Source organism: Rhodothermales bacterium (assembly GCA_039944855.1).
Taxonomy (GTDB): Bacteria; Bacteroidota; Rhodothermia; order Rhodothermales; family JANQRZ01; genus JBBSMX01.
This window is the reverse complement of record JBDUXZ010000013.1, coordinates 63,555-84,740: the sequence shown is the minus strand read 5'-3', so window position 1 is coordinate 84,740 and position 21,186 is coordinate 63,555. Positions and strand designations below refer to the sequence as shown.

At 70.6% G+C, this 21,186-nt stretch carries 22 protein-coding genes and 1 tRNA gene; 17 read left to right on the top strand and 6 right to left on the bottom strand.

Translation table 11 applies throughout. The annotated features are described in order from the left end of the window. Nucleotides 1-100 precede the first annotated feature (100 nt). The 4 genes from pth to ABJF88_07130 form a co-directional block, all read right to left on the bottom strand. Nucleotides 101-676: an aminoacyl-tRNA hydrolase gene (gene pth / locus ABJF88_07145; protein MEP0546688.1), complete on the bottom strand. Its 576-nt coding sequence runs from the start codon at nucleotides 674-676 to the stop codon at nucleotides 101-103. A 144-nt stretch (nucleotides 677-820) separates the two neighbouring features. After that, nucleotides 821-1,477 (bottom strand): 50S ribosomal protein L25, encoded by a 657-nt coding sequence (locus ABJF88_07140; GenBank protein MEP0546687.1) that lies wholly within the window; start codon nucleotides 1,475-1,477, stop codon nucleotides 821-823. A gap of 73 nt (nucleotides 1,478-1,550) precedes the next feature. Next, entirely contained in the window at nucleotides 1,551-2,495 is a 945-nt protein-coding gene (locus tag ABJF88_07135) for a ribose-phosphate pyrophosphokinase (protein MEP0546686.1), read from the bottom strand. A gap of 91 nt (nucleotides 2,496-2,586) precedes the next feature. Then, nucleotides 2,587-2,657 (bottom strand) — tRNA-Gln (locus ABJF88_07130). Between the two features lie 293 nt (nucleotides 2,658-2,950). On the opposite strand from ABJF88_07130, the gene ABJF88_07125 reads away from it, so the two are divergent. From ABJF88_07125 to ABJF88_07105, 5 genes are all read left to right on the top strand, one after another. Beyond that, nucleotides 2,951-3,757 carry an amino acid racemase gene (locus ABJF88_07125; GenBank protein MEP0546685.1) on the top strand — a complete coding sequence of 269 codons (807 nt, stop codon included), beginning with the start codon at nucleotides 2,951-2,953 and terminating at the stop codon, nucleotides 3,755-3,757. Between the two features lie 107 nt (nucleotides 3,758-3,864). Beyond that, the gene (locus ABJF88_07120) at nucleotides 3,865-5,256 is read left to right on the top strand and encodes an undecaprenyl-phosphate glucose phosphotransferase (GenBank protein ID MEP0546684.1); all 1,392 of its coding nucleotides are present in this window, start codon (nucleotides 3,865-3,867) and stop codon (nucleotides 5,254-5,256) included. Nucleotides 5,257-5,263: 7 nt separating this feature from the next. After that, nucleotides 5,264-6,220 (top strand): SGNH/GDSL hydrolase family protein, encoded by a 957-nt coding sequence (locus tag ABJF88_07115; GenBank protein MEP0546683.1) that lies wholly within the window; start codon nucleotides 5,264-5,266, stop codon nucleotides 6,218-6,220. 84 nt (nucleotides 6,221-6,304) lie between these two features. Then, nucleotides 6,305-8,350 carry an ABC-F family ATP-binding cassette domain-containing protein gene (locus tag ABJF88_07110; GenBank protein ID MEP0546682.1) on the top strand — a complete coding sequence of 682 codons (2,046 nt, stop codon included), beginning with the start codon at nucleotides 6,305-6,307 and terminating at the stop codon, nucleotides 8,348-8,350. Between the two features lie 444 nt (nucleotides 8,351-8,794). Beyond that, nucleotides 8,795-9,130 carry a hypothetical protein gene (locus ABJF88_07105; GenBank protein ID MEP0546681.1) on the top strand — a complete coding sequence of 112 codons (336 nt, stop codon included), beginning with the start codon at nucleotides 8,795-8,797 and terminating at the stop codon, nucleotides 9,128-9,130. A gap of 47 nt (nucleotides 9,131-9,177) precedes the next feature. Here the strand turns inward: ABJF88_07105 and ABJF88_07100 are convergent, their stop codons facing one another. Beyond that, a complete protein-coding gene (locus ABJF88_07100) occupies nucleotides 9,178-9,720 on the bottom strand; it encodes a DinB family protein (protein MEP0546680.1) in 543 nt (180 codons plus the stop codon). A 136-nt stretch (nucleotides 9,721-9,856) separates the two neighbouring features. Here ABJF88_07100 and ABJF88_07095 point away from each other — a divergent pair, with 136 nt between their 5' ends. Continuing rightward, the gene (locus tag ABJF88_07095; protein MEP0546679.1) at nucleotides 9,857-10,396 is read left to right on the top strand and encodes a hypothetical protein; all 540 of its coding nucleotides are present in this window, start codon (nucleotides 9,857-9,859) and stop codon (nucleotides 10,394-10,396) included. Between the two features lie 12 nt (nucleotides 10,397-10,408). Here ABJF88_07095 and purQ read toward each other — a convergent pair whose 3' ends face one another. Continuing rightward, nucleotides 10,409-11,119, bottom strand: coding sequence for a phosphoribosylformylglycinamidine synthase subunit PurQ (gene purQ, locus ABJF88_07090; protein ID MEP0546678.1), 711 nt, complete (start codon nucleotides 11,117-11,119; stop codon nucleotides 10,409-10,411). Between the two features lie 122 nt (nucleotides 11,120-11,241). Between purQ and ABJF88_07085 the strand changes: the two genes are divergently transcribed. The 11 genes from ABJF88_07085 to ABJF88_07035 all read left to right on the top strand — a co-directional run bounded on the left by ABJF88_07085 (nucleotide 11,242) and on the right by ABJF88_07035 (nucleotide 21,151). Continuing rightward, a complete protein-coding gene (locus ABJF88_07085; GenBank protein ID MEP0546677.1) occupies nucleotides 11,242-12,117 on the top strand; it encodes a DUF58 domain-containing protein in 876 nt (291 codons plus the stop codon). An 86-nt stretch (nucleotides 12,118-12,203) separates the two neighbouring features. Continuing rightward, on the top strand, nucleotides 12,204-13,109 hold the full coding sequence (locus ABJF88_07080) for a DUF4381 family protein (protein ID MEP0546676.1): 906 nt from the start codon (nucleotides 12,204-12,206) through the stop codon (nucleotides 13,107-13,109). A 22-nt stretch (nucleotides 13,110-13,131) separates the two neighbouring features. Then, the gene (locus ABJF88_07075; GenBank protein MEP0546675.1) at nucleotides 13,132-13,923 is read left to right on the top strand and encodes an NAD-dependent deacylase; all 792 of its coding nucleotides are present in this window, start codon (nucleotides 13,132-13,134) and stop codon (nucleotides 13,921-13,923) included. After that, nucleotides 13,920-14,906 carry a VWA domain-containing protein gene (locus ABJF88_07070; GenBank protein MEP0546674.1) on the top strand — a complete coding sequence of 329 codons (987 nt, stop codon included), beginning with the start codon at nucleotides 13,920-13,922 and terminating at the stop codon, nucleotides 14,904-14,906. Before ABJF88_07075 ends, ABJF88_07070 begins: the two co-directional genes overlap by 4 nt. 112 nt (nucleotides 14,907-15,018) lie before the next feature. Next, nucleotides 15,019-16,032, top strand: coding sequence for a VWA domain-containing protein (locus ABJF88_07065; protein MEP0546673.1), 1,014 nt, complete (start codon nucleotides 15,019-15,021; stop codon nucleotides 16,030-16,032). Continuing rightward, on the top strand, nucleotides 16,029-16,679 hold the full coding sequence (locus tag ABJF88_07060) for a tetratricopeptide repeat protein (protein ID MEP0546672.1): 651 nt from the start codon (nucleotides 16,029-16,031) through the stop codon (nucleotides 16,677-16,679). The genes ABJF88_07065 and ABJF88_07060 overlap by 4 nt, the downstream gene beginning before the upstream one ends. Continuing rightward, nucleotides 16,676-17,293, top strand: coding sequence for a hypothetical protein (locus tag ABJF88_07055; protein ID MEP0546671.1), 618 nt, complete (start codon nucleotides 16,676-16,678; stop codon nucleotides 17,291-17,293). The genes ABJF88_07060 and ABJF88_07055 overlap by 4 nt, the downstream gene beginning before the upstream one ends. 5 nt (nucleotides 17,294-17,298) lie before the next feature. Continuing rightward, a complete protein-coding gene (locus tag ABJF88_07050) occupies nucleotides 17,299-19,164 on the top strand; it encodes a BatD family protein (protein ID MEP0546670.1) in 1,866 nt (621 codons plus the stop codon). Then, the gene (locus ABJF88_07045) at nucleotides 19,161-19,901 is read left to right on the top strand and encodes a tetratricopeptide repeat protein (protein ID MEP0546669.1); all 741 of its coding nucleotides are present in this window, start codon (nucleotides 19,161-19,163) and stop codon (nucleotides 19,899-19,901) included. The genes ABJF88_07050 and ABJF88_07045 overlap by 4 nt, the downstream gene beginning before the upstream one ends. Nucleotides 19,902-19,984: 83 nt before the next feature. Next, nucleotides 19,985-20,635: a thymidine kinase gene (locus ABJF88_07040; GenBank protein ID MEP0546668.1), complete on the top strand. Its 651-nt coding sequence runs from the start codon at nucleotides 19,985-19,987 to the stop codon at nucleotides 20,633-20,635. A 24-nt stretch (nucleotides 20,636-20,659) separates the two neighbouring features. Beyond that, nucleotides 20,660-21,151, top strand: a complete 492-nt coding sequence (locus ABJF88_07035) for a J domain-containing protein (GenBank protein ID MEP0546667.1) — start codon at nucleotides 20,660-20,662, stop codon at nucleotides 21,149-21,151. The last annotated feature ends 35 nt before the right edge of the window (nucleotides 21,152-21,186 follow it).

Genomic DNA, 21,186 nt, shown 5'->3' with positions numbered 1-21,186 from the left:
TGGGTTCGGGTGAGAGGGGTGAAAACGTGAAGCGCAAGACGTGAGGGTGCCGGGACGAGGCGCTCGGCGGGCACCCTCACGTCTTACGCTGTACGGGTCGTTACTTCCTGTTGAAGCGGTTCATCGCCGGGACGAGGCCCTCCCTCGCGAACACGAGCGCGGCCTCGGCGGCGTCTTCCACGGCGCCCTCGATCACGGGCCGCTCCTCCTCAGCGAAGGGCGCGAGCACGAAGTCGACTTGCTGACCGCGTGGGAAGCTAGCGCCGATGCCGATGCGAAGCCGGGGAAAATTCGCCGAATTGAGGGCGTCGATGATGTCCTGCACGCCGTTGTGGCCGCCGGCCCCGCCCTTCCCGCGCAGGCGGATCTGCCCGAGGTCGAGCGCGAGGTCGTCGTAGACGACGAGCACGTCGTCGGGCTCCAGCCCGAACCGGCCGATCAGCTTCTTCACCGCCGTGCCGCTCCGGTTCATGAAGTCCATCGGCTTGGCGACGGCGAAGGGCGTGCCGCGGTAGCTGCCCGCGCCGAGCACGTACGGCCCGCTGCTGTCGTCGAACGCCACGCCGGTCTTGGCCGCGACGGCGTCGGCGACGAGGAAGCCGGCGTTGTGCCGCGTGGCTTCGTATTTCGGGCCGGGGTTGCCGAGCCCGATGATGAGCCGCCGAGCGCGTGCCATCGCAGGGGGTTCGGAATCGGTGGGCGCGGTGGAGACAGGCCACAGACGCGCGAGCAGGCCAGGGAGGCACCCCGAAGGGCGGCCTCCCGGCCTGCTCGTAGCGTGCAATGGGTCGGCGTGCGGGTCGCGCACGGGACGGGGGGTTTAGCCTTCGGCTTCGTCCTCGCCCGCTTCGGCCTCCTCGCCTTCGGGCAGCTCCTCGCCCTCGGCCAGCTCGCCTTCGAGCAGCAGCCCCTCTTCCTCCTCGGGCTCCTCCTCGATGCGCGGCGCCGTCACCGTGATCACGGTCCGGCTGGGGTCGGTGAGGATCTCGACGTTCTCGACCGTGAGGTCCGAGACGTGGACGGAGTCGCCGATCTCCAGCTCGCCGACCTCGACCTCGATGTGGCCGGGGATGTCCTTCGGCAGGCAGCGGACCTGGAGTTCGTTGAGCGGCTGCGAGAGGAGCCCGCCCGCCTTCACGCCCGGCGCCGTGCCGACGGTGACGATCGGGATCGTCATGTCGATCGTCTCACCGGCGGTGAGGGCGAGGAAGTCGACGTGGATCGGGACGTCGGTGACGGGGTGGAAGTCGATGTGCTTGACGATCGCCTCGTGGTGCTCGCCGTCGACGTCGATCGCGACGACGTGGGTCTCGGCCGTGTAGATGAGCGGGCGCATGTCGAGCACGCCGACGCGGAAGTGGACGGGGTCGGTGTGCTGCCCGTAGAGGACGCAGGGGACCTCCTCGGCGCGGCGGATCTCTTTGGCGGCGCGCTTGCCGGTCTCGCGCGGCTTGACTTCGAGCTTGATAGCGTCCATGATCGTTCGGGTTCGGTCGGTGGTAGTAGAGTCAGCGGACGGGCGCGGCGGGCTGGGCCCCGCGCCCCTCGCGTCAGGGGATAAAGAGGGTGGAGACGGACTCGTCGGCGTAGATCCGGTGGATGGCGTCGGCGAAGTGCTCGGCGACGGAGACGACGCGGATCTTCTCCGAGGTCCGGTTCAGCGGCACGGTGTCGGTGACGAGCACGCTGCTGATCTCCGAGCCTTCGATCCGCTCGTAGGCGGGGCCGGAGAGGAGCGCGTGCGTGGCCGCGGCCTGGATGTCGAGCGCGCCGGCCTCGCGGAGGGCGGCGGCGGCGGAGACGAGCGTGCCCGCCGTGTCCACCATGTCGTCGAGGAGGAGGACGTTGCGGCCGCTCACGTCGCCGATGATGTTCATCACCTCGGCCACGTTCTGCCGGGGCCGCCGCTTGTCGATGAGGGCGAGGTCGGCGTGGAGCCGCTTGGCGTAGGCGCGGGCCATCTTCAGCGAGCCGACGTCCGGGGCCACGACCACGAGGTCATCGGCCGCGTGCTCGCGGAGGTGCTCGATGAGGACGGCCGACCCGTAGAGGTGGTCGACGGGGATGTCGAAGAACCCCTGGAGCTGGGAGGCGTGGAGGTCCATCGTCAGGACCCGGTCGACGCCCGTCGTCGTGAGGATGTTGGCGAGGGCCTTCGACGCGATCGAGACGCGGGGCTGGTCCTTCCGATCCTGCCGAGCGTAGCCGAAGTACGGCATCACGGCCGTGATCCGCCCCGCGCTGGCCCGCCGCGCCGCGTCAACCAGGAAGATCAGCTCCATCCAGTTCTCCGACGGCGGCGGCGTGGACTGGATGATGAAGAGGTCGGACCCGCGGATGGACTCCTCGTAGCGGACGTAGATCTCGCCGTCGGAGAAGTTCTTGATCGTGACGTCGCCCAACTCCTGACCGTACGCCCGCGCAATGGCTCGGGCGAGCGCCGGGTTAGAGCGCCCGGCGAACAGCGAGATCGGGAGGTCGTTCGAGAGCGCCATGAGGGGGGCTCGACGGTCGGGTCCGTAAAGAAAAAGCCTGCGCGCGGAGGCCCGCGGCGGGCGGTATCGGGCGGTCGGAAGGACGGGGGAGTTGCCCGGGGAGGATTCGAACCTCCACAAGCACTTCCAAAGAGTGCTGTGCTGCCATTACACCACCGGGCACGGGGTGGAAACTGCGGCGGCAGGCGCGGCTCGCCACGCGCAGAGAGAACAGAAAAATAGCGGTTCGGACGGCCCCCTGTCAACGACGCGGCGGACCCTAAAACCTCGCGCGGCCGGTTCGGCGCGCACCAATCGGCCGCCGACCCCTACCTTTCGCCGTTCAGGCTCCCCTACCCTGCCTCATCCCATCCTGCGCGGGCACGCTTTTCGCGTGGCTTTCACGCGGCAGCGGGCCGATTCCGCCCGACCCCGTCGCCTCTTCACCCCGCCTCCTCTCAATCTCTCCCTGCGCGATGAACGAACGCAACGCCATCGGTGTCATCGGCGGGCTCGGCCCCTACGCCGGCCTCGACCTCGTCAAGAAGGTCTTCGACAACACGGTGGCCGCCGCCGACCAAGAGCACCTCCCGGTCGCGCTGATCTCGTACCCCGGCCACTTCCCCGACCGCTCGACGTACATCGCCGATCAGTCAAAACCGAACCCGGTCCCCGCCCTCGCCGAAGTCCTCCGGCGGCTCCACGACGCGGGCTGCTCCGTCGCGGGGATGCCGTGCAATACGGCCCACGCCCCCGTCATCTTCGACGTCCTCCGCGAGACGATGGCGGCTGAGGGCCGGGCGATCGACCTCCTCAACATGATCGACGCCTGCGCGGATGTGGCGCGGGAGCGCGGCGCGCGGCGCGTCGGGATTCTGGCGACGAACTCGTCGCTGCGGAACCGGCTCCATTCCGACGCCCTGGAGCGCATCGGGCTCGAAGCCGTCGACCCCGAGTGGGACTTCCAGAACGAGGTCATCAACCCCGTCATCTTCGACCCCGTGTGGGGGATCAAAGCGCAGAGCGATCCGCCGACCGAGCGGGCGCGGGAGCACCTCCTCCGCGGCATCCGCCACCTCCGCGAGCGCGGGGCCGACGCCGTCATCCTCGGCTGCACGGAACTGCCCCTCGCCGTGCCCGAGGCGTCGTTCGAGGGCCTGCCGCTCATCGACTCGACGGAGACGCTCGCGCGGGCGCTGATCCGCGCCACCCACCCCGCCAAGCTCCGCCCTCTCGCGGACGCCGTCGCCGAGAAAGGAGACGTATCGGCCGAGGACCACTAACCGTACGGGGTCGGCGGAGGAGCGAGCGGCGACCCGTCGCGCACGGCGCGGCGCGGCTGTATATTCCGCCCGGTTTCTTCTTTTCTGGTGTCACTAGGGTACGCAGCATGTTGAAAGAGCGCAGCCGCCTGCTCCAACGGCTCCTGTTCGTGGCCGACCTCGGCCTGATCGCGGTGGCGTGGGTCCTGGCCTGGGTCATCCGATTCGAGGTGCTGACGCCGCCGGAATGGATCCCGCTCACGCGGTACCTCGCGTACCTGCCCGGCGTGCTCGTGGTGTGGGGCGCGGTGTTCCTCCTCTCCGGGCTCTACCGGACGCGGCGCGCACAGCGCCTCCCCCTCGTCGTGTTCTCCGTGGCGCGGGCCGTCTTCTTCGGGCTCATCGCGAGCGTGGCGGCGGTGTTCTTCTACCGCGAGTTCTCGTTCTCGCGGCTCCACATGCTGACGTTCGGCGTGCTGACCTCGACGCTGCTCGTCCTACTCCGGCTAGTGATCTACGCCGTGCTCCACCGGGCGCGGCAGCAGGGCAAAAACCTCCGCCGCGTGCTCGTCGTCGGGGCCGGGCGCGCGGGGCAGCGGCTCGCGAACGCCTTCCGCCAGTACCCGTGGATGGGCTTCGAAGTCGTCGGCTTCCTCGACGACCACGCCGAGGCGCCCGACGTGCTCGGTACGCTCGACGACCTCATCCCGGTGATGGACCGGCTCGCGGCCGAGGACCGGGGCGTGGACCTCGTCTACCTCTGCCTCCCGTCGTGGGCCGGCACCAAGATCGAAGCGCTCATCGACGCCGCCGCAACGCGGCTCGCCCACATCTGCCTCGTCCCGGACCTCTTCCAGTTCGAGATGATCCTCAACAGCCGCGTCTCGGACATCGACGGGCTCCCGATCATCCACCTCATCGACGAGACACCGTTCGACTTCCGCCGCGTGGTGAAACGGAGCGCGGACATCGCGTTCGCCGCCGTCGTCGTCCTCCTCCTCGCCCCACTCTTCCTCGTCATCGCCGCCGCCGTCAAGCTCTCCTCGCCCGGCCCCGTGTTCTACCGGCAGGAGCGGATGGGGCTCAACGGGCGGACGTTCCAGATGCTGAAGTTCCGCTCGATGCCCGTCAACGCCGAGGCCGGGACGGGCGCCGTGTGGGCGCGGCCCGGCGAGAACCGCGCGACGCCCGTCGGCGCGTTCCTCCGGCGGACGAGCCTCGACGAGTTGCCGCAGTTCCTCAACGTGCTATGGGGCGACATGTCGGTCGTCGGCCCGCGCCCGGAGCGGCCCATCTTCATCGAGGAATTCAAGACGCGCGTCCCGCACTACATGCTCCGCCACAAGGTGAAGGCCGGGATCACGGGCTGGGCGCAGGTGAACGGCTGGCGCGGCAACACGTCGATCGAGAAGCGGATCGAGTGTGACCTGTACTACATCCAGCACTGGTCGCTGTGGCTCGACGTGAAGATCGTGTTCCTGACCCTGTTCAAAGGGTTCGTCCACGAGAACGCTTACTAGCCTGCGCGTGCTGCGCCTCCTCGCGATCAACCTCGCCGTCACGGCGGGCCTCCTCCTCGGCATCGAGGGGTGCGTGCGGCTCGCCCTCCCCGAGATCCGCCCGCTCGGTTCGGACGCCCGGCTGGCCAAGAACGGCCGGTTCGGATCGACCCCGGGCCTCCGCCCGTACGCTACGGGGCGAAGCGGCGGGGTAGCGCGCACCGTGGATGCGGAGGGCTTCTGGCAGTACGCGCCCTCGCATGAAAGGGCGGGCTCTCCGCTGCCGGGCTGGCTCTTCCTCGGCGACTCCGTCACGATGGGGCCCGGCGTCGCCGCGGACTCGACGTTCGCCGGGCGGGTGGCCGCCGCGCTGGATACGACCGTCGTCCTCAACCCGTCCCTCATCGGCTATCAGGCCGCCGACTACGTCACCCTCCTCGACGCCCTGCTGAACGAGCGGCCGGACATCGGGCGCGTCACCGTCTTCTGGTGCCTCAACGACGCGTACGCGCCCCGGCAGTGGGTCGGCACGACCGCGCCCACCGTGCGGGCGAGCGAAGGCCTGCTGTTCGACTTCCTGCGACGGCACGTTCGGACTTATCAGTGGGCGAAGGCGACGTTCGCGGACCGGCCGCTCGCGTATTACCGTCACGACCGGGCGTTTTACACGTCGGATAGCGCCTTCGCGTCGGCCGCGTCGAGCCTCCGTGCGCTCGACAGCATCGCCACCGAGCACGGCGTCCGGCTCGACCTCGTCGCTCTCCCGTACGAAGCGCAACTCCGAGCGGACGCGCCGGCCGACTCTTTCGAGCCGCAGCGCCGCCTCCGCGAAGCCGCTGCCGCCGAGGGCCTCCCGTTCTACGATGCGGCCGAGGCATTCGACGGCGTCTCCGACCCGGCCGCGTTGTACCGCTACGGCGACGGCATCCACTTCTCCGAGCGTGGACACGCGCTCCTCGCTCGCTACCTGCGCGCCCGCCTCTGACGAATCTGGCAGACGTTTCACGCGGCCCGGCTGCCGAAACGCGCTGCCGGGCCGTATGCTGTCGGGCTCCGCAGCCCAGATCCTATGCTCTACCTCACCAACATCTCTGTTGCCTTCGGCGGGCAGCTCGTGCTCGACGGGCTGACGTGGACCGTCCGGCCGGGCGTCCGCACCGGGCTCGTCGGGCCGAATGGGGCCGGAAAGTCCACGCTCCTCCGCGTCATCGCCGGGTTGCAGCCCGTGGATGGCGGCGACGTCACGTCCGAGGGCGGGACGACGGTCGGCTACCTCACGCAGGACGTGCAGGAGATGCCCGGCGAGACGACGGTCCTCGACGCCGCGCTCGACGCCTTCGCCGCCGTGCTCCGCCGCGAGGACGAGGTCCACCGCCTCGCCGCCGAGATGGAAGCGATGGAGGACCACGCCTCCGACGCCTACATGAAGCGCGTCGAAGCGCTCACGCGCGCGCAGGCCGACCTCGACCGGATGGAGGCGCACCTCATCCGCCCGAAGACGGAGTCGGTCCTCTCCGGCCTCGGGTTCTCCGACGACGACATGGCCCGGCCGCTGCGGACGTTCTCCGGAGGCTGGCGGATGCGCGTCGCCCTCGCGCGGCTCCTCCTCCAGAACCCCTCCGTCCTCCTCCTCGACGAGCCCACGAACCACCTCGACATCGAGTCGATCGACTGGCTCGAAGGCTACCTCAAGAGCTACCCCGGCGCCGTCGTCCTCGTCTCGCACGACCGCTACTTCCTCGACCGGATGGTGACGAGCATCGCCGAGCTCTACGGCGGCGGCATCACCGAGTACGCCGGGAACTACGCGTTCTACCTCGAAGAGCGGAAAGAGCGGCGCGCGCTCCAGCAGTCGGCCTACGACAATCAGCAGCGCGAGATCGCGCAGATGGAGCGGTTCGTCGAGCGGTTCCGGGCGAAGGCGACGAAGGCGAAGCAGGCGCAGAGCCGCATCAAGATGCTGGAGAAGATGGAGCGGATCCCGCCGCCGCCGCAGGAGGAGGCCGCGATTCGCTTCCGCTTCCCCGAGCCGCCGCGCTCCGGCCGCACGGTCCTCTCTGTCTCGAAGTTCTCGAAGTCGTACCCGAACCCCGAGGGCGGCACGGTCGAGGTGTTCAAAAACGCGGACGCGCTGGAAATCGAGCGCGGCGACAAGATCGCGCTCATCGGGAAGAACGGCGCCGGCAAGTCCACGCTCGCCCGCATCCTCGACGGGAAGGAGGACTTCGACGGCGCGCGCGAACTCGGCTACGAGGTCCAACCGGCGTTCTTCGCCCAGCACCAGGCCGACACGATCCCCCACGAGCTGACCGCGCTGGAGGCGCTCCGTCGCGTCGCCGATGGGCAATCCGAGACGGCGCTCCGCTCGCTCCTCGGCGCGTTCCTCCTCACCGGCGACGACGTGTTCAAGCCCGTCGGCGTGCTCTCCGGCGGCGAGAAGAGCCGGCTCGCGCTCGCGCGGACGCTCCTCTCCCCCGCCAACTTCCTCATCCTCGACGAGCCGACGAACCACCTCGATATGGCCTCGAAGGCCGTGCTCGTCGAGGCGCTCCGGCAGTACGCCGGCACGTTCGTCGTCGTCTCGCACGACCGTCACTTCCTCGACCAGATCGTGACGAGCGTTTGGTGGGTCGGCAACGGCGGCGTCCGAGTGTACGAGGGCGGCTACTCCGACTACCTCTGGCAGCGCGAGCAGGGAAAGGCCCCCGCGGCGGCGCGCGCCCATTCCGGCGGCGACGGGCAATCCGCCCCGGCCGCACCCGCCTCGTCCGGCAGCAAACCTTCCGGTGGCGGAAAGAAGTCGAAAGAGCAGAAGCGGCGCGAGGCCGAGGAGCGCAACCGGCTCTACCAAGCCCTCCAGAATGGGAAGCCCGCTGCGAAAATCCAGGACCCGACGCTGCTGCGCCGCCTCGTCGAGAAGCTCGAAAACGAGATCGCGGCGAAAGAGGAGGAGAAGGCCACGCTCGAAGCGAAGCTCGCCGAGCCGGATTTCTACCAGCAGGCCGAGGCGTTCCAGAGAACCATGCAGGCCTTCGCCACGGTCGAGACGGAGATGAAGGACCTGATGAAGCGGTGGGAAGACGCCGCCGCCAAGCTCGAAGCCGCCGACGCTTAAGCGGGAGCGAACCCGAGAACCGATTTAGCCGGCCGCAGCGCGAAGGAGTGCTGCGGCCGTCTCCGTTTTCGCCGCGTCCCTTACCCGGCGATCAGCGACACGAGGAGCAACAGGGTCGCGACGAGGCTGAGGAGGAGCAGGGTGGGCCGGTGGAGAGCGAGCATGGCAGCGAGTAGAGAAGGGAGCCGCCCGGCGGGCAGCAGCGGAGAGGGGCACGGGGTCTGACCTCCGGCCTAGCCCATTCGTTCCATCGGACACGCGGCTGCTCCCTGCGGCTTTCCCCCCTCTTTCTACCGGGGGGAACGAGGTGTCGGGCGTAAAGCAGAGCGCAATAGTCCGTAAGCCTCTTTAGTTTACACACTAGCTTTACCGATACCCACGGTGCGTCTAGCGGGGAAGTATTTAGGCGCATCGCTCTGGTTCACACTAATCTCTTTACACGCTATGCTGAACCGCGAAGGAATGCGGGCCGCGCGTGACGTGCGCCCCAACGATTCCGGCCTCACGGCCGACCCCATGCTCCGCCACTCCTACGGTGGCCAGCTCGAATCCGCTGCCGAATCGTTCTTGATGAACGCGTTCGAGAAAGGCGGCCACGGACCACTCGGCGAGGGCGAAGTCCCGCCCGTGCTCGTGTCCGCGGCCATGCACATCCTCAACAAGAGTGCATGGACGCAGCCCTCGGACGAGCAGATCAAGGCCGCGATGTACCTCTCGCAGCCGCCCGCGCCCCAGCGCTCGCGCGGCGACGCGGACGACCCCGAGCGCCGGGCGGCCTGACCGACCGCTGCCCTCTCCGCGCTCCGGGGGCGCGTCGGAGGGCGGCGTTATCCCAGCCCGTGCGCCCGCTTGATCCGCTCGATCTGGCGGAGGTGCACGAGGTCGTGCGCGGCCAGCAGCCGCGCGATGTGGCGGACGCTCTCCGTCCCCCGCTCGCTGTGCTGACCGGCGCGCTCCCACTCATCGTCGCGCAGGCGTTCGAGGAAGCGGAGGTTGCGACGGCGCAGCACGTCGAGTTCAGCGAGCACATCGTCGAGGTCCTCGTCGTTGTAACGGAGGCGCTCGGCCCACGCGTCCTGATCGTAGCCCGCGAGTGCGGGGTTGTCTTCGGCGACGATCACGCGCATCCGGTAGCCGTAGACGAGTTCGGAGTCCGCGAGGTGCTGGACGACGCCGAGGATGGACCACTTACCCGGAGCTTCAGGCTTCCGTAGCGCCTCGTCGCTGGGCCCGTCCGTCGCGGCGCGGAGGGCAGGGACGAGGCCGCGCTGGACCTCGATGGGGTCGCGGTCGCCGAGGAGGGCGAGGAGCGCGGCGGTGTAGGCGGCGGCGCTGGCACCGGTCGTGCCGGCGGGGTTCGAGAACGTCATCGGGGCGAAGGATTGGAGAGCGCGGCGAGGGGTGGGAAGATAGGGGCGCCCCGCTCGACTGAAGCTGTTCAGCACCTCAGGCGGCGTTACTCCCCGGCACGGCTCGGCGGCTATCGCCGTAGACCCATCGCCCACCATGCGCCTCTCCCCGCTCACCCTCCCGCTCTGCGTGCTCGCGCTCGCCGCCGCGCCCTGCCGCGCGCAGGAATCCCCCGCTCGCTACTCCGCCTTCGTCGAGGTTCTCGGCAACGCCGGCATCGCCTCGCTCAACGTCGACTCGGTGAACGAGTACGGCGTCGGCTTTCGGATCGGCGGGTTCATCGACCCGCGCCCCCTCCTCGGGTGCCGCGACAACGACGTGCAGTGCCGGAGACGGACGCGGCGCGACGGAGAGGAGGAGCCGGCGGCGGCGTTCCTCGTCGTGATGGGGCACCGGCTCGTCGGCGGACCGACGCACGCACTCGAACTCGGGCTCGGCGTGCTCGTCGGCCACGTCGAGTCGGGGGTCGAGAGCTTCCTGCCGCGCGCCGCCGTGACCGCGACGGTCGGCTACCGCTTACAGCCGAAGGTGGGGCGGCCCGGTCTCCGTGTCGGTTTCACGCCGATCGTCGGTGCAGATCGCGTGCTGCTGCGACCCGGCTTCAGCGTGAGTTGGGGGCTTCCGACGCCGCGCTAGTGCCATTGGCACCTACGCCGCGACGCCGGACTGCAAATGCTCGATCACGGATTGGAAGAGCTTCGCCCCGTCGGCGTAGCCGAGGATCGACTCGACGCAGCGCTCGGGGTGCGGCATCATGCCGAGCACGTTGCCCCGCTCGTTCACGATGCCCGCGATGTTGCGCGCCGAGCCGTTCGGGTTCGCCTCCGGCGTGACCTCGCCCTCGGCCGTGGTGTACCGGAAGACGACCTGCCCGTTCGCTTCGAGCCGGTCGAGCGTTGCGTCGTCGGCGTAGTAGTTGCCTTCGCCGTGGGCGACGGGGATCGTGAGGAGGTCGCCTTCGCTCATGGCATTCGTGAACGGCGTCGCGGCGTTCTCGACGCGGAGGTGGACGTCTTTGCAGCCGAACCGGAGCGAGGCGTTCCGCATCAGCGCGCCCGGCAGCAGCCCGGCCTCGCACAGCACCTGAAACCCGTTGCACACGCCGAGCACGAGCCCGCCCTCGTTCGCGAACCGGACCACGTCCTGCATCACGGGCGAGAAGCGGGCGATCGCGCCCGAGCGGAGGTAGTCGCCGTACGAGAAGCCGCCGGGGACGATGACCACGTCGGCCTCGCCGAGCGCGTCGTCTTTGTGCCACACGAAGCGGGCGTCCTGCCCCATCACGTGCTTCGCCGCGTGGTAGGCGTCGTGGTCGCAGTTGGAGCCGGGGAAGACGAGGACGGCGAATCGGACGGACATCGGCGGGCGGGGCAAAAAGGCGGGGACACGATGGGGCGAAGATAGCGCGTTCTAGCCTCCCCGGTTCCTCCGATCCGTACCTTCCTCGGCTCTTTCCCTCCCCGTTTCACAGGCCTTCCTCCGTGATCCCCCGCGAGCTGTTCCGCAAGATCCGCCACCTCGAGATCCGCACGAAGGGCCTCGTCAACAACGTCTTCGGCGGCGAGTACCACTCGGCGTTCAAGGGCCGCGGGATCGAGTTCTCCGAGGTCCGCCCGTACCAAATCGGCGACGACGTGCGGACGATCGACTGGAACGTGTCGGCGCGGACGGGCGAGACGTTCGTGAAGCTCTACGAGGAGGAGCGCGAGCAGACGCTCGTGCTCGCCGTCGACGTCTCGGGCAGCGAGCGCTTCGGGACGGGCGGCGTCGAGAAACGGGAGATGGCGGCAGAGATCTGTGGCGTGCTCGCCTTCAGCGCCGTCCGCAACAACGACAAAGTCGGGCTGCTGATGTTCTCCGACCGCGTCGAGCGCTTCGTCCCGCCGAAGAAGGGCCGCCGCCACGTCCTCCGGCTCATCCGCGACCTCTTCGCCCACGACATAGAGGACCGCGGCACGCAGATCACCGCCGCGCTCGACCACCTCCTCCACGTCCTGCGCCGCCGCGCGATCGTCGTCCTCGTGAGCGACTTCTTCGACCGCGATTACGAGCCGAAGCTCCGCGCCCTCGCCCGGCGGCACGACGTCATCGCCGTCCACCTCCGCGACCCGCGCGAGACCGAGCTTCCGAACGTCGGGTTGCTGACGCTGCGCGATGCGGAGTCGGGCCGGGCCGTGCTCGTGGATACGGGCAGCCGCACGGCTCGGGAAGCGTTCGCGCGGCAGGCCGAGGCCCGGCAGGCGGAGATCGCGGCGGCGCTCGTCCGCGCCCGCGTGGACACCGTGGCGGTGCGGACGGACGAGGATTACGTCGAGCCCCTCGTCGGCTTTTTCAGGCAGCGCAATCGGGCCGCGTGATGGGGATGATTGGCTCTCTGTCCGACCGATGGCGTAGAGACGCAGCATGCTGCGTCTCTACCGTGGCCCTGTTTCTGTTGCTGGCTATGCCCGCATCGGCGCAGACGGTGCGGCTGCACGTGCTCGCCGACAGCGTGACGATCGGCGAACGGTTCGGCGTGGCCGTGGCCGTGGAGCACGCGGCCGGGGTGCAGGTCGTCTTCCCCGAGCCGCCCGGTGCCACGGCGGCGGTCGAGAACCCGCTGCGCGCGGGCGAGGCCGAACTCGCCACCGCGCGGCGGCTGCCCCCGGCGGAGCGCGGCAGCGTCCGCGTGGACAGCGTGGTGTTCGAGGCGGCGACGTTTGCGCTCGACTCGGCGCGCGTCGGGCCTGTGACGGTGCAGATCGTGCGTGGCGGCGACACGACGACGGTAGCCTCCCCCATCGCGTTCGTCGGCGTCCGCTCGCTCGTACCCGCCGAGAACCCCGAGCCGAAGGGCCTCGCCCCGCTCGCCGATTTCCCCCGCGCGTGGGGGCCGTGGCTGCTGGCCGCGCTCGCAGTCGTCGCCCTCCTCGCCGCGCTGTGGTGGTGGCGCGAGCGGCGGCGGAATCGCCCCGTTCCCACGTCCGTGCTGGCGCCGGACGACGAAGTCCGCCACCGGCTCGATGCCCTCGCCGCCGCGCTCCCGACGTCGGCCGCCACCGTCAAACCGTTCTATGTCGAGCTCTCGGACGCGCTGCGGACGTACCTCGCCCGCACCCTCGGCGTGCCCGCCCGCGAGCAGACGACGCGCGAGCTCCTCGCCACGCTCGCCCGCCGCGAGGACGCCCCGGCGGATGCCCTCGACCCGCTCGACTTCGTCCTACGCCTCGCCGACCTCGCCAAGTTTGCGAGCGTGCAGCCCGGCGCTGCCGCGCACGAAACCGCGCTCGCCCGTGCGCGTGAAGCCGTCGCTGCCCTCGGAGCCGCCCGCGCCCCCGAGCCTGAACCCGCGACTGCTCCGACACCGTAGCGCCATCCCGTAGAGACGCAGCATGATGCGTCTCTACCGTTTCGCCACCGTTTTCTCGACCATGCCCGCTTTCAGCGACACCCTCGTGGAAAAGCTCGCCCGCGCCGAGCGCGTGGCCGTGCTCACTGGTGCCGGCATCTCCGCCGAGAGCGGCGTCCCGACGTTCCGCGACCCCGGCGGGCTGTGGCAGCAGTTCCGCCCCGAGGAACTAGCGAACGTCCGCGCCTTCCTCCGCAACCCGACGCTCGTGCAGGGCTGGTACGCCCACCGCCGCGCCGTCGTCGAGGACGTGCAGCCGAACGCCGGGCACGAGGCGCTGGCCGAGTTAGAGACGCTCGTCCCGCATTTCCTCCTCGCGACGCAGAACGTCGACGACCTCCACCGCCGTGCGGGCAGCCGCGCCATCGTGGAACTGCACGGGAATCTGGCGCGGAGCTACTGCATCGACTGCGGCGCGGCGGCCGGGCCGGACGCGCTCGCCGCGATTGCGAACGGGGACGAGGCGCGGTGCCCGGCGTGCAGCGGCCTGCTGCGGCCGGACGTGGTGTGGTTCGGTGAGATGCTGCCTGAGGGTGCCTTCGAGCGCGCCGCCGAGGCCGCTTCGCGCGCCGACGTGTTCCTCTCCGTCGGGACGAGCGCGGTCGTCTATCCCGCCGCCGGCCTCCCCCTCATCGCGAAAGAGTCGGGGGCCTACGTCGCCGAAGTCAACGTCGAGCGCAGCGACATCGCCCACGCGCTCGACGAGGTCGTGCTCGGAGCGTCGGGCGCGGTGCTGCCCGCCCTCGTCGCCGCTGTCCTTGAGCGGAAGTCATGACCTTCGCGCATCCTCTCTTCCTCCTGCTCCTCCTCGCCGTGCCTGTGCTCGCGTGGTGGGAATGGCGGCGTGCGCGGCGGCGGCCCGCGAGCGTGCTCTTCTCCGACACCGCCGCCGCTGAAGCCGTCGACCCGACGCTGTGGGTGCGGCTGCGTAGCCTCCCGACGGCGCTTCAACTCGGCGCGCTCGCTCTCGGCATCCTCGCCCTCGCCCGCCCTCAGGTCCGCGACGTGGTCCACGAGCGCACGGCCGAGGGCATCGACATCATGCTCGTGCTCGACCTCTCGACCTCGATGAAGGCCGAGGACTTCCGCCCGAATCGGTTCGAAGCGGCGAAGGACGTCGGCGCGCGGTTCGTGGACGGCCGCGTGTCCGACCGCATCGGGCTCATCGTGTTCGCGGCGCAGGCCTACACGCAGGCCCCGCTCACGCTCGACTACGACTTCCTCAAGCAGATGCTGCGCGACGTGCAGATGGGGTTGATCGAGGACGGCACGGCGATCGGCACCGCGCTCGCAACGGCGACGGCCCGGCTGCGCGACTCCGAGGCCGAGAGCAAGGTCATCATCCTCCTCACCGACGGGCAGAACAACCGCGGCGAGGTCGACCCCGCCACGGCCGCCGATGTCGCCGCCGCGCTCGGGGTGAAGGTCTATGCGATTGGCGTCGGCGCGGAGGGACGCGACGCGTTCGGACAGGCGATCCCGAACTACATGCAGCAACTCCTCCCGCAGTCGGCGCAGATCGACGAGGAAATGCTGACGACGGTCGCCGAGAAGACGGGCGGGCGCTACTTCCGCGCGACGGACCGCGAAGCCCTCGCCGCGATCTACGACGAGATCTCTGAACTCGAAACGACCGAGGTCGAGGAGACGACGTACCTCGACGTGGACGAGCGCTACCCACTGTTCCTCTGGCCCGCATTCGGCCTGCTCCTGCTCGGCGTCTTGCTTTCGACGACGCGACTGCGGAGGGTGCCGTGAACTCGAACAGGTCGCCGCGCCATTCCCGGCGAGGGCGACCACATGGGATCGCCCCTACGATCGAACACTCGAACGTCCACACCTCCAAACGTCCGCACCTCCACACGTTGAAATGACCTGGTCTGCCCCCCTCGCCCTCTTCGCCCTCCTCGCCGTGCCGATCGCGGCGGGGCTGTTCGCGTGGGCGGCGGTGCAGCGGCGCGAGGCGCTCCGACGGTTCGCGGGGCGTGACGATGCCGGGGCGCAGGCGGTGGCGCGGGAGCGGCGGTGGCAGGCGGCGTTCGCCACGGCCGGCGTGCTGTGCATTGCGCTCGCGCTCGCCGGGCCGCGCTATGGGACGCAGCTCCGCGAGGTCCAGCAGCAGGGGCTCGACGTCGTCATCGCGCTCGACATTTCGCAGTCGATGCTGGCCGAGGACGTGGCGCCGAGCCGGCTGGCGCGGGCGAAATACGAGATCGACCAGATGCTCGACGGGCTCGCCGGCAGCCGCGTCGGCCTCGTAGTGTTCGCGGGCGAGGCGTTCCTGCAATGCCCGCTCACGTCCGACCTCGGCGCCGTTCGCCTCTTCCTCGACGCCGCCGAGCCCTCGCTCATCCCGACGCAGGGGACCGACTTCGGGCAGGCGCTCCGCGTCGCCGTGCAAGCGTTCGACGTGGCGAGTGCGGGGTCGGACGCGCAGCGCGCCCGCGCCCTCCTCGTCCTCTCCGACGGCGAGAACCACGCGGGCGGCTTCCGCCCGTCGCTGATCTCAGCCGATGAGGCAGGCGTCGCCGTCTTCGCCGCGGGTGTCGGGGAGACGGACGGCGCCCCGATCCCCATCTACCGGCAGGGCCGCCTCGCCGGCTACAAGACCGACCGCGCGGGCGCGACGGTGCAGACGGCGCTCCACGAGGAGTCGCTGCAGGATCTCGTGTTGCGCGGGGCGTACTACCGCATCGGGCGCGGCACGAGCGATCTGCCGGAAATAACCACGGCCCTCGCCCGTTTAGATCGGGGCGTCGTCGCCTCGGAGTCGTTCGAGACGTACGCCGAGCAATACCAGTGGCCGCTCGCGCTCGGCCTCCTCTTGCTCGTCGCTGAGCGCTTCGTCGCCGTCCGCCGCCGCGAGCCCGCGCTTCCCGTATGACCCTCCGCCTCGCCCTCCTCGCCCTCTTCCTCTTCACCGTGCCCGCCGGGGCGCGGGAAGGGCAGCGTGCGAACGCGCACTACGAGGACGGTCAGTTCGAGGAGGCGGTCGCCGCGTATCGCGAAGGACTCGGTCGCAGCGAAGGAGCGGGAACGGTCTACGCCGACCTGCTGAACAACCTCGGCTGCGCGCTCTACGAGCAGGAGGAGTTCGCCGAGGCGCAGGCGTCGTTCGAGGCCTCGCTGGCCGCCGCCCTCGCGCCCGAAGGACGGGCCCGTGCGGCGTTCAACGCGGGCAACGCCGCCGCGCAGCAGCAAAACTTCGAGGCCGCCCTCGGGTTCTACCGCCAGGCCCTCCTCGCCCGGCCCGGCTACGGCGAGGCCGCCTTCAACTACGAATACCTCAAACGCCAGCAGCAGGAAGACCGGCCGCAGTCGCCCGACGCGCCGCCCGTCGAGCCCTCCGCGTTCGCCGAGCGGCTGAAGGCGCAGGCCGACTCCCTCGTCGCCGCCAAGCAGTACGGCGCCGCGTTCGAAGCCATGCAGCGCGGCCTCTTCGCCGACTCGACCGTGCAGGCGTACAGCGACTTCGTCGGCCGCCTCGGTGCCGTCGTCGAGATCGAAGGCGGCCCACCCGACCAGCCATGATGCACCGTTCCCTCCCTCTCCTCCTCTTTCTCGCGGCGGCCCCGGCCGGGGCGCAGTCGGTGGCGGACTACTACCATGCCGCCGCGCAGTCGTACATCGGCGGCGAGAACGCCGAGGCCGAACGCGCCGCCGAAGCAGGCCTCGCCCTCGCCCCCAACGACGCGAAATTGCAGGCGCTCCTCGACAAGATCCGCGAGCGCAACCCCGACGACAGCGGCGGCGAGGAGCAGCAGGACGAGGCCGATGAGCAGCGCGACGGCGAGGGCGAAGAGCAGGACGACGCTCAATCCGGCGAGCAGGAGCAGGAAGACAAGGCCTCGGACGGCGAACAGGACGAGGGCCAGCAACAAGAGGGCGAACAGCAGCCCGAGGAGCCGTCGGAGCAGGAGCCGTCGGAACAGCAGCAGAGCGATGCCGGGGCCGAGGGCGAGCAGGAGCCGGCCGATCCGCAGGGCGGCGGCACGACGCCGTCGCCGTTCGACGTGAAGCCGGGCGAGATGAGCCGGGCCGAGGCCGAGCGCATCCTCCGCGCCGTCGAGTCGGACGAGCTGGAGCTGCTGCGCGACGTGCAGCGCCGCCGCGCCCGCCCCCGCTACGTCGAGAAAGACTGGTGAGCCGGATGACGTCGCGCGTGCATCGGAACGGGTGGGGAGCGGGAGTCGCAGGGCTCGTGCTCGGGCTGTGCCTGCTCGCCGCCCCCGCCGCAGCCCAGATCTCCGTCTTCGCCTTCGTCGACAAGACTACGATGGGCGAGGCCGAGACGCTCCTCTTCACGATCGAAGCCACCGGCGACTTCCGCGACCTCAACCGCATCACGGCCCCGTCAACCCGTGGACTCACCGCCGTGCAGACGAGCCCCGTGCAGAGTTGGCGGCCCACGACATTGGGCAACCAGACCCGGCAGAAACTCACGCTGCAGTGGCAGTACCGCCCGCTCGGCACCGGCACGGCGTACCTCGGCCCCGCCACGCTCCGCATCGACGGGCGCGACTACACGACCGACCCCATCGTCGTGAGCGTCGTCCCGCAGTCGAGCCGGCCTGCCCCACCGACGTGGGTCCCGAGCCCCACCGGCTCGCCCCGGCCCGACCTCGCCGCCGACGCCCCGCCGTCGGACCTCTTCATCCGCGCCGAGCCGGCTCGGGCCTCCGTCTACCTCGGCGAGCAGGTCGTCATCGACTACGTCCTCTACTTCGACCCGAACGTGCTCCCGCGCAACAGCCGGATCGCGAGCGCGTGGGACGCCGACGGGTTCTGGCGCGAGGAGTTGGAGCTGGACCGGTTCGGCGGGACGCGGACAGTGAACGTCGGCGGGCGGACGTTCGAGGCGGCGGCGATCAAGCGGATGGCCGTCTTCCCGACGCGGACGGGGCGACTGCAGGTGGACTCGCTCGATGTGGAGGTGGACGTGCTGCGCGCGACGCGGCTCGGCCCGCCGGGCAGCCCGCGCAGCTTCATCTACAACAGCTTCGGCTCGCGGTTCGAGCGGGAGACGATCACCGCCCCGCCCGTGACCGTCGACGTGGAGCCGCTCCCGCCGGGTGCGCCGCCCTCCTTCGACGGCGCCGTCGGGCAGTTCGGCCTCGCCGTCGAGTCCGACCGCGACCAAGTGGAGGCGGGCGAGCCGGTCCGTGTGACGGCGACGCTCTCGGGGCGCGGCAACCTCGCCACGCTCGAAGCGCCCGATTGGGAGGCGCCGGCGGGGCTCGAGCAGTACCCGCCGCGCGCGAGCGAGCAGATCGACCGGCGCGGCGAGCAGCTCCGCGGGCGGAAGGCGTTCACGTACACCCTCGTCCCCCGCTACGGCGGCGCCGTCACGCTCCCGCCCGTGACGTGGACCTACTTCGATCCCGAGGCCGGCGCTTACCGCACGCTCCGCTCCGACTCGCTCCGCCTCCGCGTGCTCGGCCCCGCCGCACCCCTCGCCGAAGCCGGTCCGCCCGCCGCCGACCCCAACGCGCTCGCCGTGCCGACGGACGCGCCGACGTGGCAGCGGTACCGCGCGCCCGTTCCGTTCTACGCCCGGCCGTGGGTGTGGGCGGGCTTCGCGCTCCCGGCGCTCGCGCTCCTCGGGCTCGTCGCCGTGCGCCGCCGTCGGGACCGGGACGAAGACTCCCCTTACGCCCGCAGCCTCCGCGCCTTCCCCGACGCCGAGCGCGGCCTGCGCGACGCCGCGGCCCACCTCGAAGCGGGCGAGCCGCGCGCGTTCTACGCCGGGCTCGAACGGACCCTCCGGCTGTTCCTCGCCGCCCGACTCGGCACCGGTACCGCCGGCCTCGCCCTCCCCGCACTCGCCGCCCTCCTCGCCGAGCGTGGCGTCACGCCCGAAACGCGCGACGACGTGGTCCGCCTGCTGCGCGAGAGCGAGGCCGCGCAGTTCGCCCCCCTCGCCGCGCACCCGACCGCCGCCACCTCCGAGCGCGCCGCCCGACTGATGGCCGACGTGGATGCGCAGGCCGATCCGCTCGAGCCGGAGGCGTCGTGACGCTGCTCCTCGCCCTCGCCCTCCTCCTGCCTGCGCAGGCCGAATCGCCCGACGAAGCCGAGGCGCTGTTCGCCCTCGGCAATCGGCTTTACGAAGAGAGCGATTTCCAGGGCGCCGCGGCGGCCTACGAAGGCGCGCTCGACACGGGCTGGACCGACCCCGCGCTCGAACTCCGCCTCGGCAATGCCTATTTCGAAGCCGGGCAACTCGGCCGCGCCGTGCTCCACTTCGAGCGCGCGCACCGACTGGCCCCACGCAACGAGGCCGTGCAGCACAACCTCCGCCTCGCTCGCGAGCGCGTGCCGAGCGCGGAGCCGTCACCGCTCGCCCCCGCCGAGGCCGCGGCCCGGTGGCTCGCGATGCGCGTCGGCAGCGACGGGATGGCGGCGCTGCTGTTCGCGCTCTACCTCGGCGTGCTCGGGCTCGTCGGGTTCCAGCTGTGGACGAAGACAGAAAACCCGTGGCGGCGGCGCGCGCTCCTCGTCCTCGTTCCCCTCGGCCTGCTCGTCGCCGTCGCGGCCGTGGCGACGGCCCGGTACGAAGCTCAACCCCGCGCCGTCGTCGTTGCCGACGCGGCAGCATTGCGCACGACGCCATCGTCGACGGGAGCGGTGGCGGCGACGGTGCCGGAGGGATCGGTGCTCACCCTCGCGGCCGAGCGCGGTGCGTGGCGCGGCGTTCGGCTCCCCGACGGGACGACGGCGTGGGCCGGGGCGTCGGCGCTCGAAGAGATCTAGCGGACACCGATGCGCGGCGCCATCGCCGGAGCAGATGTGGTAGTTTCCACCCACCGCCGTGTCCAGAATCCCACCCCGTCCCGATGGAGCCCCACGTCCTACCCCCGAACGACGCCGAGCGCCGAGGCTGGATCGAGGTCATCTGCGGGAGCATGTTCAGCGGCAAAACGGAAGAGCTGATCCGCCGGCTCAAGCGCGCCCGCATCGCCCGGCAGCAGGTCGAGATCTTCAAGCCCGCCCTCGACAACCGCTACGCCCAGACCGCCGTCGTCTCCCACGATGAGAACGCGATCCCGTCGATCGTCGTCGACACGGCCGATCAGATCCTGCTGCTGGCCGGCGAGGCCGCCGTCATCGGGATCGACGAGGCGCAGTTCTTCGGGGCCGAGATCGTCGGCGTCTGCGAGGCGCTCGCGCGGCAGGGGCGGCGCGTGCTCGTGGCCGGGCTCGACCAGGACTTCCGGGGCCGCCCGTTCGAGCCCCTCCCGCAGTTGATGGCCGTGGCCGAGTACGTCACGAAGCTCCACGCGATCTGCGTCGTCTGCGGCGCCCCGGCGAACCACTCGCAGCGCCTCGTGGCGAGCGACGACCGCGTGCTCGTCGGCGAGAAAGAGGCGTACGAACCGCGCTGCCGGCTCCACTTCGAGCCCCCGGCGAAGCCCTCAGCGGCGCCTCCGGCCGCATCGACGCCGGTCGCCCGACCCGAACCCGGCGTGCGCGTCGAGCAACCCTAGCGGGGCGTCCGCGTCTATCCCGACGTGTCCTCCCTCACCGAAACGGCGCTCGCCCTCTTCATCGGCCTCGTCCTGCTCGCGGCCGTCGTCGGCGTCGGCGCGTGGATCGCAGCGCAGGTGCTGAACCGGCGGCAGCTCCGCGCTCAGGCGGCGGGCCGCGCCACGCGCGCATGGGGCGGGAAAGACCGCGAGCGCGTCCGCACGAAGTACTTCGACAAAGAGCGCCGCGCCCGCGCCCAGCGCGCCCGGCATCGCCCCCCGCGCGGAGGGCCGAGCGCCGGAGCCGAGCCCGAGGTCCCCGGCCCCGTCAACCTCGAGCGGCTCCACGGCGAGACCCTCGGCCTCACCGGCGAGGCGACGCCCGAGACCGTGCGGCAGGCGTACAAAGACCGCGTCCGCGAATACCACCCCGACCAGGTCGCCCGCCTCGGCGTCAAGCTCCGCGTGCTGGCCGAGGAAGAGACGAAACGGATCAACGAGGCCTACGCCTATTTCCGCGAGCGGTACGGCTTTTGAAATAGGGTGTTGGAAAGAGGCAACGTGGCTCCCTG

Bases quoted from the DNA above. Each gene is read 5' to 3' on its own strand.
- ABJF88_07055 (MEP0546671.1), top strand. From the start codon at position 16,676: ATGATGCACCGTTCCCTCCCTCTCCTCCTCTTTCTCGCGGCGGCCCCG.
- ABJF88_07105 (MEP0546681.1), top strand. From the start codon at position 8,795: ATGCTGAACCGCGAAGGAATGCGGGCCGCGCGTGACGTGCGCCCCAAC.
- ABJF88_07095 (MEP0546679.1), top strand. From the start codon at position 9,857: ATGCGCCTCTCCCCGCTCACCCTCCCGCTCTGCGTGCTCGCGCTCGCC.
- ABJF88_07060 (MEP0546672.1), top strand. From the start codon at position 16,029: ATGACCCTCCGCCTCGCCCTCCTCGCCCTCTTCCTCTTCACCGTGCCC.
- ABJF88_07040 (MEP0546668.1), top strand. From the start codon at position 19,985: ATGGAGCCCCACGTCCTACCCCCGAACGACGCCGAGCGCCGAGGCTGG.
- ABJF88_07100 (MEP0546680.1), bottom strand. From the start codon at position 9,720: ATGACGTTCTCGAACCCCGCCGGCACGACCGGTGCCAGCGCCGCCGCC.
- ABJF88_07075 (MEP0546675.1), top strand. From the start codon at position 13,132: ATGATGCGTCTCTACCGTTTCGCCACCGTTTTCTCGACCATGCCCGCT.
- ABJF88_07070 (MEP0546674.1), top strand. From the start codon at position 13,920: ATGACCTTCGCGCATCCTCTCTTCCTCCTGCTCCTCCTCGCCGTGCCT.
- ABJF88_07140 (MEP0546687.1), bottom strand. From the start codon at position 1,477: ATGGACGCTATCAAGCTCGAAGTCAAGCCGCGCGAGACCGGCAAGCGC.
- purQ (MEP0546678.1), bottom strand. From the start codon at position 11,119: ATGTCCGTCCGATTCGCCGTCCTCGTCTTCCCCGGCTCCAACTGCGAC.
- ABJF88_07065 (MEP0546673.1), top strand. From the start codon at position 15,019: ATGACCTGGTCTGCCCCCCTCGCCCTCTTCGCCCTCCTCGCCGTGCCG.
- ABJF88_07120 (MEP0546684.1), top strand. From the start codon at position 3,865: ATGTTGAAAGAGCGCAGCCGCCTGCTCCAACGGCTCCTGTTCGTGGCC.
- ABJF88_07080 (MEP0546676.1), top strand. From the start codon at position 12,204: ATGCCCGCATCGGCGCAGACGGTGCGGCTGCACGTGCTCGCCGACAGC.
- ABJF88_07125 (MEP0546685.1), top strand. From the start codon at position 2,951: ATGAACGAACGCAACGCCATCGGTGTCATCGGCGGGCTCGGCCCCTAC.
- pth (MEP0546688.1), bottom strand. From the start codon at position 676: ATGGCACGCGCTCGGCGGCTCATCATCGGGCTCGGCAACCCCGGCCCG.
- ABJF88_07135 (MEP0546686.1), bottom strand. From the start codon at position 2,495: ATGGCGCTCTCGAACGACCTCCCGATCTCGCTGTTCGCCGGGCGCTCT.
- ABJF88_07050 (MEP0546670.1), top strand. From the start codon at position 17,299: ATGACGTCGCGCGTGCATCGGAACGGGTGGGGAGCGGGAGTCGCAGGG.
- ABJF88_07110 (MEP0546682.1), top strand. From the start codon at position 6,305: ATGCTCTACCTCACCAACATCTCTGTTGCCTTCGGCGGGCAGCTCGTG.